At 72.8% G+C, this 12,617-nt stretch carries 11 protein-coding genes and 1 tRNA gene; 10 read left to right on the top strand and 2 right to left on the bottom strand.

Features of this window, described 5'->3' with window-relative positions; translation table 11 throughout:
* Positions 1–130: 130 nt before the first annotated feature.
* Positions 131–3,004 carry a penicillin acylase family protein gene (locus GQS52_RS15995; RefSeq protein WP_182314077.1) on the top strand — a complete coding sequence of 958 codons (2,874 nt, stop codon included), beginning with the start codon at positions 131–133 and terminating at the stop codon, positions 3,002–3,004.
* A 158-nt stretch (positions 3,005–3,162) separates the two neighbouring features.
* Here the strand turns inward: GQS52_RS15995 and GQS52_RS16000 are convergent, their stop codons facing one another.
* Positions 3,163–3,822, bottom strand: a complete 660-nt coding sequence (locus tag GQS52_RS16000; protein ID WP_182314078.1) for a 5-formyltetrahydrofolate cyclo-ligase — start codon at positions 3,820–3,822, stop codon at positions 3,163–3,165.
* 76 nt (positions 3,823–3,898) lie between these two features.
* Between GQS52_RS16000 and galU the strand changes: the two genes are divergently transcribed.
* The 9 genes from galU to GQS52_RS16045 all read left to right on the top strand — a co-directional run bounded on the left by galU (position 3,899) and on the right by GQS52_RS16045 (position 11,513).
* Positions 3,899–4,807 (top strand): UTP--glucose-1-phosphate uridylyltransferase GalU, encoded by a 909-nt coding sequence (gene galU, locus GQS52_RS16005; RefSeq protein WP_182314079.1) that lies wholly within the window; start codon positions 3,899–3,901, stop codon positions 4,805–4,807.
* Positions 4,804–6,150, top strand: coding sequence for a gephyrin-like molybdotransferase Glp (glp, locus tag GQS52_RS16010; protein WP_182314080.1), 1,347 nt, complete (start codon positions 4,804–4,806; stop codon positions 6,148–6,150). The genes galU and glp overlap by 4 nt, the downstream gene beginning before the upstream one ends.
* 176 nt (positions 6,151–6,326) lie before the next feature.
* Positions 6,327–6,833, top strand: a complete 507-nt coding sequence (gene moaC / locus GQS52_RS16015; protein WP_182314081.1) for a cyclic pyranopterin monophosphate synthase MoaC — start codon at positions 6,327–6,329, stop codon at positions 6,831–6,833.
* 13 nt (positions 6,834–6,846) lie between these two features.
* The gene (locus GQS52_RS16020) at positions 6,847–7,488 is read left to right on the top strand and encodes a MogA/MoaB family molybdenum cofactor biosynthesis protein (protein ID WP_182314082.1); all 642 of its coding nucleotides are present in this window, start codon (positions 6,847–6,849) and stop codon (positions 7,486–7,488) included.
* Positions 7,485–8,105, top strand: a complete 621-nt coding sequence (locus GQS52_RS16025) for a GNAT family protein (protein WP_182316496.1) — start codon at positions 7,485–7,487, stop codon at positions 8,103–8,105. The genes GQS52_RS16020 and GQS52_RS16025 overlap by 4 nt, the downstream gene beginning before the upstream one ends.
* Positions 8,106–8,257: 152 nt before the next feature.
* Entirely contained in the window at positions 8,258–9,373 is a 1,116-nt protein-coding gene (locus GQS52_RS16030; RefSeq protein ID WP_182314083.1) for a hypothetical protein, read from the top strand.
* A gap of 76 nt (positions 9,374–9,449) precedes the next feature.
* Positions 9,450–9,523: transfer RNA gene (locus tag GQS52_RS16035), tRNA-Ala, on the top strand.
* Between the two features lie 340 nt (positions 9,524–9,863).
* Complete coding sequence (locus GQS52_RS16040) at positions 9,864–10,811, top strand: aldo/keto reductase (RefSeq protein WP_182314084.1); 948 nt, start codon at positions 9,864–9,866, stop codon at positions 10,809–10,811.
* A 57-nt stretch (positions 10,812–10,868) separates the two neighbouring features.
* Positions 10,869–11,513, top strand: a complete 645-nt coding sequence (locus GQS52_RS16045; RefSeq protein WP_182314085.1) for an HAD family hydrolase — start codon at positions 10,869–10,871, stop codon at positions 11,511–11,513.
* 54 nt (positions 11,514–11,567) lie between these two features.
* Here the strand turns inward: GQS52_RS16045 and gntD are convergent, their stop codons facing one another.
* A complete protein-coding gene (gntD, locus tag GQS52_RS16050; protein ID WP_182314086.1) occupies positions 11,568–12,593 on the bottom strand; it encodes a guanitoxin biosynthesis L-enduracididine beta-hydroxylase GntD in 1,026 nt (341 codons plus the stop codon).
* Positions 12,594–12,617 lie beyond the last annotated feature (24 nt).

Consider the following 12,617-nt stretch of genomic DNA (forward strand, 5'->3'; position numbering starts at 1 on the left):
GAACTAACATTTTACCCGCTCTTGGTGCCTCCTCTCTGCCACGGATTGAGACTCCGCGTAAAGCCGCCGTCCGGGTTGCGCCTAGTGTTGCTCCAGCACATCGGACCACCCTGGCCCTCGAAGGACAGCGATGCCCGCGAAGAAGAAACCCCGCCGCGCACGGCTCCTCGTGATCGCGGTCGTCGTCCTGTTGGTGGCAGCCATCGGCGGCGGATCGTTCTGGAGTGTCAGCACGGTGCGGGCTTCCTTCCCGCAGACCGCCGGCACGGTGAAGATCGACGGACTGTCGGGGGAGGTGCAGGTCAAGCGGGACGCCAACGGCATCCCGCAGGTCTACGCGGACAGCACCGACGACCTCTTCCGCGCCCAGGGCTACGTCCACGCCCAGGACCGCTTCTGGGAGATGGACGTGCGCCGCCACCTCACCGGCGGCCGGCTGTCGGAGATGTTCGGGGAGGACCAGGTCGAGACCGACGCCTTCCTGCGCACCCTCGGTTGGCGCCGCGTCGCGCAGCAGGAGTACGAGACCAAGCTGTCGGCGCGCACCAAGGACCACCTCAAGGCCTACTCGGCCGGCGTCAACGCCTACCTGAAGGAGCGTTCGGGCGCCGAACTCTCCCTGGAGTACGCGGTCCTGGGGATCACCACCGACTACGAGCCCGAGCCGTGGACCCCGGTCGACTCCGTCGCCTGGCTCAAGGCCATGGCCTGGGACCTGCGCGGCAACATGCAGGACGAGATCGACCGGGCGCTGATGACCAGCCGGCTCTCCGACAAGCAGGTGGCCGACCTCTACCCGTCCTACCCGTACCGGCGCAACAAGCCGATCGTCGAGGGCGGTTCGGTCGACCAGCTGAGCAAGGAGTACGTGCCGGCCGCCGAGGAGGACGAGGGCGCCGGGGGCACGGCCGGACAGCCCGGAGCCGTGGGCGGCACCGGTGACGGCACCGGCACCGGCGGCACCGGAGCGGTCGGCGGCGCCGGCGGCACCGGAGCGGTCGGCGGAACCGGGGCGGTCGGCGGCACCGGAGCCGTGGGCGGCACCGGCGGCACCACCGGCACCACCGGCACCGGTGCGGGCACCTCCTCCCAGGCCTCCCCGTACGTGCAGAGCCAGCTCTCCGGGCTCGCCGACGCCATGGACGCCGTCCCGGCGCTCCTCGGCGCCAGCGGCAGCGGCGTCGGCTCCAACTCCTGGGTGGTCTCCGGCGCGCACACCACCACCGGCAAGCCGATGCTGGCCAACGACCCGCACCTGTCGCCGCAGCTGCCCTCGCTCTGGTACCAGATGGGCCTGCACTGCCGCACCGTCTCCGCCGAGTGCCCCTACGACGTGGCCGGCTACACCTTCTCCGGCATGCCGGGCGTGGTCATCGGTCACAACCAGTCGATCTCCTGGGGCTTCACCAACCTCGGGGCCGACGTGACCGACCTCTACCTCGAGAAGGTCACCGCCGGCACCTACCTGTACAACGGCCGTCAGGTGCCGTTCACGACCCGGCAGGAGACCATCGAGGTCGCCGGCGGGAAGAGCCGGAAGATCACCGTCCGCAGCACCAGGAACGGGCCGATCGTCTCCGACCGCAGCGACGAGCTCAAGAACGTCGGCAAGGACGCGCCGGTCGGCGACTCCGCCCCGGACCGCAAGGACGGCTACGCGGTCTCGCTGCGCTGGACCGCGCTGACCCCGGGCAACACCATGGACGCGGTCTTCGAGATGAACGCGGCCACCGACTTCGCCGGCTTCCGCAAGGCGGCCCGCAACTTCGCCGTCCCCGCCCAGAACCTGGTCTACGCCGACGTCAAGGGCAACATCGGCTACCAGGCCCCCGGGCGCGTCCCCGTGCGCGCCGAGGGCCACGACGGCAGCTGGCCGGCCCCCGGCTGGGACCCGAAGTACCGCTGGGTGAGCTACATACCCTTCAAGTCGCTGCCGTGGGAGTACAACCCGAAGCGCGGCTACATCGTCACCGCCAACCAGGCCGTGGTCGACCGCGACTACCCGTACCCGCTGACCACCGACTGGGGCTACGGCGCCCGCAGCCAGCGGATAAACGACCTGATCGAGTCGAAGATCGAGGACGGCGGGAAGATCTCCATGGGCGACATGCAGTCCATGCAGACCGACAACAGCAGCGAGATGGCCAAGCTCCTCGTGCCGTACCTGCTCAAGATCGACGTCAAGGACAAGTACGTCCGCGACGCCCAGGACCTGCTCCAGGGCTGGGACTTCGACCAGGACGCCGACTCGGCGGCGGCCGCCTACTTCAACGCCGTCTGGCGCAACGTCCTCAAGCTGGCCTTCGGCAACAAGATGCCCAAGGAGCTGCGGGTCAAGGGCCAGTGCCTGCGGGTGCTGCCGGCCGACGCCTCCGCGCCGGTGGACGACCTCGACGGCGGCGACGGGCTGGTGCGCGAGTGCGGCATGCGCTCCGGCGACCAGGCCCAGCCCGACGGCGGCGACCGCTGGTTCGAGACGGTCCGCAAGATCCTCCCCGACGAGGACAACGAGTGGTGGAACACCTCCCTGGAGGAGGGTGTGACCACCGACCGCGACCACGTCCTCGCCCAGGCGCTGGAGAACGCCCGCTACGAGCTGACCTCCAAGCTCGGCAAGGACATCACCACCTGGAGCTGGGGCCGCCTGCACCGCCTGGAGCTGGAGAACCAGACCCTGGGCAAGGGCGCGCCCGACCTCGTGCAGCGCCTGTTCAACCGCGGCCCGTACGAGCTCGGCGGCGGCGAGGCGACGGTCAACGCCACCGGCTGGAACGCGGCCGGCGGCTACCGGGTGGTGTGGGTGCCCTCGATGCGGATGGTCGTCAACCTGGACGACTTCGACAAGTCCCGGTGGATCAACCTCACCGGCGCCTCCGGGCACGCCTTCGACAGCACCTACACCGACCAGACCGAGAAGTGGGTCAAGGGCGAGCTGCTGCCGTGGCGGTTCACGAAGGAGGCCGTCGCGGAGCGGACCGAGAACACCCTGACGCTGAAGCCGTAGGCGTACGGCGCGGCACGGCGGCACGGCGGGAGCCGCGGCGGCCCTCCGGCACCACGGGTGCCCGGCGGCCGCCGCGGCTCCCGCGCGTCGGGGCCGCCCCCGCCGCGGGGGCGGCCCCGCGCCGGGGAGCCCCGGCCGCGGCTCCCCGGCCGGCCGTCTCAGTGCGGACGGAAGCGGTGCACCGCGGAGGGCGTCACGGCCGCGTGCACGGCCCGGTCGTGCTCCTCGGCCGGCACGGACTCCAGGACCTCGCCGTCGTACAGCACCACCACCAGGGCGGGGTCGGTCCCGGCCCGCTCCAGCCGGTCCAGCACCCGGTCGTAGGACCCGCCGCCGCGCCCCAGGCGCACCCCGCGCCGGTCCACCGCCAGCCCGGGCAGCAGCACGGCGTCGGCGGCGAGGACCGCCTCCGGGCCCAGCCGGGGCCCGATCGGCTCCAGCAGGCCCCGGCCGGCCTCCGCCAGCGTGTGGCCCCCGCCCTCGTACTCCGCCCAGTCCAGGTCGTTGTCCGGCAGCAGAACGGGCAGGAGCACCCGTGTGCCGCGCTCCCTCAGCACGTCGATCACCTCGCGGGTGTCCGGCTCCCGGCCCACGGAGACGTACGCCGCCACGGTGGTCGTGCCCGTGTGCCCCCGCCGCCCTGGCCCGGCACCGGCCCCGTCGGGGCCGGGCGCCGCCCCGGTCAGCTCCGGCAGCTCCAGGGCGTGCTCGGCCAGACGACGGCCTGCGGTCAGGACTTCACCCGGAGTCAACCCCGCCCTCACGTCCAGGAGTCTGCGACGCAACTCCGCCTTCGTAATGTCACTTCCGCGCAACATGCGGTCAAAGCCTCCACTCGGGGCAAACCAACCGGAACTTCATTTTCTCCCCATACCGAACGGCTAAGGTGCGTGCATGACTCAAGCCCGTCCCCGGATCAGCAAGGCTGTCATCCCCGCAGCCGGCCTCGGCACCCGGTTCCTGCCGGCCACGAAGGCCACGCCCAAGGAGATGCTGCCGGTCGTCGACAAACCCGCGATCCAGTACGTGGTCGAGGAGGCCGTCGCGGCCGGACTGCCCGACGTGCTGATGGTCACCGGCCGCAACAAGCGGCCGCTGGAGGACCACTTCGACCGCAACTACGAGCTCGAGGAGGCCCTCTCCCGCAAGGGCGACGAGAGCCGCCTCGCCCGGGTCCGGGAGTCCAGCGACCTCGCCACCATGCACTACGTCCGCCAGGGGACTCCCAAGGGGCTGGGCCACGCCGTCCTGTGCGCGGAGCCGCACGTCGGCGACGAGCCGTTCGCCGTCCTCCTCGGCGACGACCTCATCGACCCGCGCGACCCGCTGCTGGAGCGCATGATCGACGTCCGGGCGGAGCTCGGCGGCAGCGTCGTCGCCCTCATCGAGGTCGAGCCGGAGCAGATCCACCTCTACGGCTGCGCCGCGGTCGAGCCGACCGGGGAGGACGGCGTGGTGCGGGTCACCGACCTGGTGGAGAAGCCGGACGCGGCCGACGCGCCGAGCAACCTCGCGGTCATCGGCCGCTACGTGCTCGACCCGGCCGTCTTCGAGGTGCTGCGCAAGACCGAGCCCGGGCGCGGCGGCGAGATCCAGCTCACCGACGCCCTGCGCGAGCTCGCCACCGGCCGCAGCGACGGCGGCCCCGTCCACGGCGTGCTGTTCACCGGCCGCCGCTACGACACCGGCGACCGCGGCGACTATCTGCGTGCGATCGTGCGACTCGCGTGCGAACGTGAAGACCTGGGGCCCGACTTCCGGTCCTGGCTCAAACGTTTCGTCACCGAGGAGATGCAGCATTGACCAGTCCCGCGCGCAGCGGACACCACGGCCCGTCCACGGGCCGCCCGCCGGCGGACCAGGAGCGCCCCGCGCGCGTCTGGTCCGTCGACGAGCACCTCGAGGACGTCCTCGGCCGCATCCGGCCGATGGACCCCATAGAGGTGCCGATCCTCGACGCCCAGGGCTGCGTCCTGGCCGAGGACGTCACCGTGGCCGTCGCCCTGCCGCCCTTCGACAACAGCTCCATGGACGGCTACGCGGTGCGCGCGGCCGACGTCGCCGAGGCGGACGCGGACCGCCCGGTGATCCTCGAGGTCGTCGGCGACATCGCCGCCGGCGCGGGCACCCTGCCGCACGTCGGGGCCGGCAGCTGCGCCCGCATCATGACCGGCGCCCCCCTGCCACCCGGCGCCGACGCAGTCGTCCCCGTCGAGTGGACCGACGGCGGGACCGGCGAGGGCCCGGTGGACGGCATGCGCGCCCACAGCGACGACCCGGCCGGCTCCGGCGGGCTGGTGCAGGTCTACCGGCCCGCGAAGCCCGGCGCCCACGTCCGTACCCGGGGCGGCGACGCCCGCGCGGGGGAGCTCGCCCTGGCCCTGGGCACCGTGCTGGGGCCGCCGCAGATCGGCCTGCTGGCCGCGGTCGGCCGGCCCACCGTCAAGGTCCGCCCGCGCCCGCGCGTGGTGGTGCTGTCCACCGGCAGCGAGCTCGTCCAGCCCGGCGAGGAGCCGGGCGACGGCCGGATCAACGACTCCAACAGCTTCGCGCTGACCGCCGCCGCCCGCGCGGCCGGCGCCGTCGCCTACCGGGTCGGCTCCGTCGCCGACGACGCCGACACCCTGCGCGCCACGGTCGAGGACCACCTGGTCCGCGCCGACCTGGTCGTCACCAGCGGAGGTGTCAGCGTCGGCGCCTACGACGTGGTCAAGGAGGCGCTGGAGGGCGTGGAGTTCCGCAGGCTGGCCATGCAGCCCGGGAAGCCCCAGGGCTTCGGGCTGGTCGGCCCGGACCGCGTCCCGCTGTGCGCGCTGCCCGGCAACCCGGTCAGCGCCTACGTCTCCTTCGAGGTCTTCGTCCGGCCGGTCATAAGGGCCCTGATGGGGATCGAGCCGGCGCGGCGGGAGACCGTCCGCGCCGTCGTCGACACCGACCTGGCCTCCCTGCCGGGCAAGCGCCAGTTCCTGCGGGCCCGCCACACCCCGCCCGCGCCGGGGGAGTGCACGGGCACCGTCACCCCGGTCGGCGGCCACGGCTCGCACCTGGTCAAGGCGCTGGCCCACGCCGACGCACTGGTCGTCGTCCCCGAGGAGACGACCGAGGTGCCCGCCGGCACCGAGGTGGACGTCCTCCTGCTGGGCTGATCCCTCCCGGGCGGGGCGCCGCGGGCCGCCCGCGGCGCCCCGCCCGGGGCGGCCCGCGGCGCCGGTCCGTCTCCCGAAGGGGCGGCCCGGTGCCCGAGGGGGCGGCCCGGGAGGCCCGCCCCGCCCGGCTGGCGGTAGCGTGTCTGCCCGACCCACCGCCCCGGGAGACGGCCGACATGACCACCGACAACGCCCGTTCGCACCTGACGCACATCGACGAGTCGGGCGCGGCCCGCATGGTCGACGTCTCGGACAAGCAGGTGACGGCCCGCACCGCCAGAGCAACCGGCCGCGTCCTGGTCTCTCCGCGCGTGGTGGAACTCCTGCGGGGGGAGGGCATGCCCAAGGGGGACGCCCTCGCCACCGCCCGCATCGCCGGGATCATGGGCGCCAAGCGCACCCCTGACCTCGTCCCCCTGTGCCACCCCCTCGCCCTGTCGGGGGTCCGCGTCGAGCTGTCCGTCACCGACGAGGCAGTCGAGATCGAAGCCGTCGTGCGGACCACCGACCGCACCGGCGTCGAGATGGAGGCCCTCACCGCGGTCACCGTGGCCGCCCTCACCGTGGTCGACATGGTCAAGGCGGTCGACAAGGCGGCGGTGATCACCGACGTCGGGGTCGAGGAGAAGACCGGCGGGAAGTCCGGCGACTGGCACCGAGCCCCGTCCTCCGGGACCCTGTGAACGAGGAGACGCCGTGACCCTTCCCGACCCCTCGGCCCCCGCCGGCCCGGCCCGCCCCGCGGACGCACCGGGCGGCTCCGCCGCGCCCGCAGCCACCGCCGACGCCCCCGCCCCCGCCGACGTGCCCGCGGCCCCCGCCGCCCGCCGGGCCCTGGCCGTGACCGTCTCCAACCGCGCCTTCGCCGGCGTCTACGAGGACCGCGGAGGCCCCCTGCTCGTCGAGGGCCTGACCGCCATGGGCTTCGCGGCCGACGGACCCCGGGTGGTGCCCGACGGCGACCCGGTCGAGGAGGCGCTGCGCGACGCCGTGGCCGCCGGCTACGACGTGGTGCTCACCACCGGCGGCACCGGGATCTCGCCCACCGACCGCACCCCGGAGGCCACCCGCAGGGTGCTCGACCGGGAGATCCCCGGGATCGCCGAGGCGATCAGGGCCGAGGGGCGGGCCGCGGTGCCCACCGCGGCCCTCTCGCGCGGCACGGCGGGCGTCGCCGGGACCACCCTCGTGGTGAACCTCCCCGGCTCCACCGGCGGCGTCAGGGACGGCCTGGCCGTGCTGCGGCCCCTGCTGGCGCACGCCGTCGACCAGATCAACGGCGGGGACCATCCGCAGCCTCCGGCCGCGGCCCCGCCCCGGCACGGGAGACCGAGCTGAACGCTTCCTGGCCCGTCGAGCTGACGGAGGGGGACGTCGCCCTCCGTCCGTTGAGGATGCGCGACCAGCACGCCTGGCGGGAGGTCAACCTGCGCAACCGCGACTGGCTGCGCCCCTGGGAGGCCACGCTTCCCCCCGCCCCGCCGGGCCACTTCGTGCAGCGCCCGTCCTACCGGCAGATGGTCCGCCACCTGCGGGCCGAGGCGTCCGCGGGCCGGATGCTCCCCTTCGTGGTGGACTACCGGGGCCGGCTGGCCGGGCAGTTGACCGTCGCCGGCATCACCTGGGGGTCGATGTGCTCGGCGCACGTCGGCTACTGGGTGGACCGGGCGGTCGCCGGCCGCGGCGTGACGCCGACGGCCGTCGCCCTCGCGGTGGACCACTGCTTCTTCACCCTCGGCCTGCACCGCGTCGAGGTGTGCATCCGGCCGGAGAACATGCCGAGCCGCCGGGTGGTGGAGAAGCTCGGTTTCCGCGAGGAGGGGCTGCGCCCCCGCTACCTCCACATCGACGGGGGCTGGCGCGACCACCTGGTCTACGCCCTCACCGTTGAGGACGTGCCCGGGGGCCTCGTGCAGCGGTGGCGGAACGCGCGTCCGGGCAGCACCTTGAAATGAAATAAACGTTCGAATTAAAAGACTCATTCAGGGCCGGTATGAATCTTCCGGTCTCGGAAATCGTAAAAAAAGTTCGAAGAATCAACCAGATCGTGCGACACACCGTCCGAAATTGCGGATGAGCCACCCCCGGGAGTCCTACCGTGTTCGCTGTGAGCAGCAGCGGCCTCATCTACGCAGTCATCGTGGGGGCCTGGGCTGCCTACTTGGTGCCGATGTGGCTCCGTAGGCAGGACGAACTCAACGAGGCTCGTCCGACGGAACGCTTCAGCACCGCCATCCGGCTGCTCTCCGGAAGGGCGGGGCTGGAGCGCCGTTACGCCAAGGCGCTCGACGAAGAACACGGTTCCGGGGACGAGGCGGAGAACGCCCTCCCGGAAGAACCGGACGCCACGGCCTCCGCCGATCACGCGGAGGCGCCCGTGGACGTCCGGGCCCTCGCCGTGCCCGCGACCGAACCGGGCCGCAGGCGCACCGCGCAGGAGCAGCCCCCGGCCGCCCGCCCCGCCGCCCCGTCCCCCCAGAACGCCCGGGCCCGCGTGCTCGCCCGCAGGCGGCGGACCACCACCGTCCTCTTCCTCGCCTTCACCGCGGGCGCGATCATCGCCGCGGTCGGCGGACTCGCCTTCCTCTGGGCGCCCCTGGCGCCCGGAGCCCTGCTCACCTCCTACATCGTCTACCTGCGGGGGCAGGAACGGCGCCGCTTCGAGTTCACCATGGACCAGCGCCGCGCCGTCGAAGCCGCCCGGACACTGCGCGAGGCGCGCACCGTCCGGCAGCCGCGCCCCCCGCTCGCGGCCCCGTCCCCGGCGGACCGGCCCCGCGCCCACTCCCACCCCCGCCCGAAGGGCAGGGCGGAGACGGCGGCAGTGGCGGAGGGGTCCGCGGGGCCCGAGCCGGCCGCGCCCGCCGCGCCCGCCCCCACCCCCCGCGAGACCGCGGAGCGCCGCGCGCTGGTGGAGGAGACCGACCACGCGGAGTGGGTCGACCAGCAGCGCGAGCGCACCGAGGACGGCTGGGAGCCGGTGCCGGTGCCCCTGCCGACCTACGTCACCGCGCCGGTCGCCCCCCGCACCCACGACGGGGTGGACCTGAGCGCCCCGGACGCCTGGAGCTCGGCGCGCTCCGCCCCGGCCGAGTCGGCCGAGGCCGCGCCCGAGGCGCCCGTGCAGGCGGTCTCCCACCCTCTGCACGGCCCCGACCGCTCCCGCACCCCCCTGTTCGACCAGTACGCCGACGAGGACCGCCCCCGCGCCGCCAACGAGTGACCGGGGCGTGATCCACTCCGGCCGGAACGGATTCACGACCACGACCTCCGGGATGCTAGAGTCTTCCTCGTTGCAAGGGCCTGTGGCGCAGTCCGGTAGCGCACCTCGTTCGCATCGAGGGGGTCAGGGGTTCGAATCCCCTCAGGTCCACAACAACGGTCCTTCACGAGTCGCCTCGTGAAGGACCACCGGATCCCGTCCGGCTCGTCGAGCCGGGCGGGATTCTCTGTTTCCGGGGCCCGCTCCGGCGCGGCTGCCGCATGCCGGGTGAACCGATCGGGACGCCCCGCCCCCCGCCCCCCGGCCCGGCGAAAAATACGGCCAGGAAATCCGCGGTTCCGCCGGGGGCGCCGGCTGCCCTTTTCCGAAGGGGTTGTCGCGCTGCGCCGGCGGATTCTATGCTGCTCCGGACGACGGCGACGTGACGGATCGTCGATTACCGGGGCAACGGTAATGCCGTGTGCCGGGCCCCATCCGAAAGGAATATTCCGTGCGTACCACCACGCTGGGTTCCGGAGGGCCGGTCGTCGGTCGTATAGGCCTGGGAACGATGGGGATGTCCTTTGCCTACGACCCGCAGAACAGGGACGACGGGACTTCCGTTTCCGTCGTGCGCCGGGCGCTCGATCTGGGGATCGACCTGATCGACACGGCGGACGTGTACGGGCCGTTCACCAACGAGGAACTGGTCGGGCGCGCGCTGCTCGGCAGGCGCGACGAGGCCGTGCTGTCCACCAAGGGCGGGGTCCGGTACGACGGGACCGACTTCACCCTCGACGGGCGCCCCGAGTACCTCCGTTCCGCCCTGGAGGCCAGCCTGCGGCGCCTCCGCACCGACTGCGTCGACATCTACTTCCTGCACCGCGTCGACCCGAAGGTTCCGGTGGAGGAGAGCTGGGGCGCGCTCGCGGAGCTGGCGGCCGAGGGGAAGGTGCGCGCCCTCGGCATCTCCGAGGCGTCCGCCGACGAGGTGCGCCGGGCCCGGAGCGTTCACCCGGTGGCCGCCGTGCAGTCCGAATTCTCGCTGTTCACGCGGGACTTCCAGGGGGACGTGGTTCCGTTCTGCCGTGAGAACGGCATCGCCTTCCTGTGCCACTCGCCGCTCGGCAGCGGGCTCCTCGGCGGCCGCTACAGCACCCCGGCGGATCTCGGCGACGGCGACTTCCGCGCCGAAATGCCCCGGTTCACGGCGGACTCCATGGCCGCCAACGCCAAGCTGGTGGACGTCGTCCGCTCGGTCGGTGAGCGCCTGGGCGCCACCCCCGCCCAGGTGGCGCTCGCCTGGCTGCTCGCGCAGGGGGAGCACGTCGTCCCGATCCCGGGCACCAAGACCCCGCGCTACCTGGAGCAGAACGCCCGGGCCGCCGACCTCGTCCTCTCCGCGGCCGATCTCGCCGAGCTGGACGCGCTGCCGGCCCCGGTGGGCGCCCGCGAATAGCGGTCGCCGCTCTCCCCCTTTTTCTTGCCGTCCGTACCGCAGAGTGATTGGCCGCATGTGAACAGGTTTGTCATATTCGACCTCGACGACACGCTGGTGGACAGTACCGGGGCAGTGGACCGGTGGTTCGTCGAATTGGCCGAGCAGCGCAATCTCGGAGCGGAAGGGCTGCAGTTCCTCCGGGAGGAGCAGCAGCGGCCGGTTTCCCCCCAGGAATCATTCCAGGCCATTGTCGACCGATTCGGATTCGCCGAGTCCCACGAAGAACTCCGGAGCATTTTCCTGGAGCGGGTCCCGCTTCTCTCCCTGGCGTTCGACGGCGCTCTGGACAGCCTTCGGACCCTGCGCGGGCGCGGGTGGCGGACCGCGCTGCTCACCAACGGCACCGAGCTGGACCAGCAGCCGAAGATGCGGGACGGCATGGCGGACCTCTTCGACGTGGTGTGCTTCGCCGACGACGAGGTGGCGCGCAAGCCGGAGCCGGAGGTCTTCCGGCTGGTCGCCGAGCGTGCGGACACCGTCCTCGACGGCGCGTGGATGGTCGGCGATTCCCTGGAGCACGACATCGCGGGCGCCGCCGCCGTGGGCATGTCGACGATATGGGTCTCGGGCGGCCGGCCCCTGCCGCCCGGAGGACCTGTCCCCGGCCGGGTCGTGACGGCGGTCGCCGAGGCCTTCCCGATCCTGCTGGCGGCCGGATGAGCGTGTGCCGCCTGCGGCCGGGCCGCAGGCGGCACACGCTCATCCGGACACCTCCTACCGGACGACCCGGTCGTCGGCCGAGAGCCTGCGGGCCCGCGAGCGGCGGAGGTCGCGCGTGATGTTCATCCGCTTCAGCCACCGGTCCGAGCCGTCGAAGCGCGCCTTGAACGGCCGGCGTCCGTGGATCGCCCTGTAGTTGTCGAGGAAGAGGATGTCGCCGGGGGTGAGCGCGACGTCCTGGATCTTCCGGTTGATCTCGGCGCACAGCCGCCGCAGCGCCCCGTCCGCCTCCTCGGTCAGCGGGGTCATGCAGTCGGGGTCGACGCACAGGTAGGGGTCGGCGTCGTCACCGAAGAGGACGCTCACCGCCGGCGGGTTGCGGTGCAGTTCCTCGATCCGGTCGAAGCTCTCGCGCGCGCGGACGTGCCGGTGCTCCGGCAGGTGGGTGGTGTAGGCGTTCCGCTCCGCGGAGTGCGAGCCGCTCGGCCTGGCGGCGAAGAGCGGCCGGCGGAGGATCTCGGCGTCCGCCCCGTCGATGTCGAGGTCGGAGATCTCGGCGTAGGTGGTCGGGGCCCCGTACGGATTGCGCAGGCACATCAGCGCGGTGTAGTCCGACCGGTAGGGGTGGAACGCCTCCTCGGTGTGCCACTCCAGGAGCTCCTCGGAACCGGAGGATATCTGCTCCTTCTCGTGCCCCTTGATGGGCACGATGTTGTGCATCAGCAGCCCGTTGTGCAGGGTCGCGTAGCCGAAGGGGTCGCCGAGGAGCTGCGCGCAGAGGGTGAAGAAGGCCTCCTCCCTCAGCGTCGGCGAGACCTCCCCCTCGGGCTGGTGCCAGTGGCCGGGGGTGGGCCCGATCCCGTCACCGATCCGGATGCCGGACAGCAGGAACCCCCCCGACGGCTCGGTGAGCCGGAACCCGACGAGCGCCTCCCGGAGGTCCCGCGGAAGCTCGTGCGCGAGCACCGCGGCCTTCTTGTGGAACGCGGCGTCGTGCACGCTCGCCGGGCCACGGGTCAGCTCCCGCACCAGGTCGTCGATGTCCGCGTTGGCCCTGGCGTCCAGGTGGTACTTCTCCATGTCCACGACCTTCGTAGAAGTAGT

Source organism: Streptomyces sp. SCUT-3 (assembly GCF_014083985.1).
Classification (GTDB): Bacteria; Actinomycetota; Actinomycetes; order Streptomycetales; family Streptomycetaceae; genus Streptomyces_H; species Streptomyces_H thermolineatus.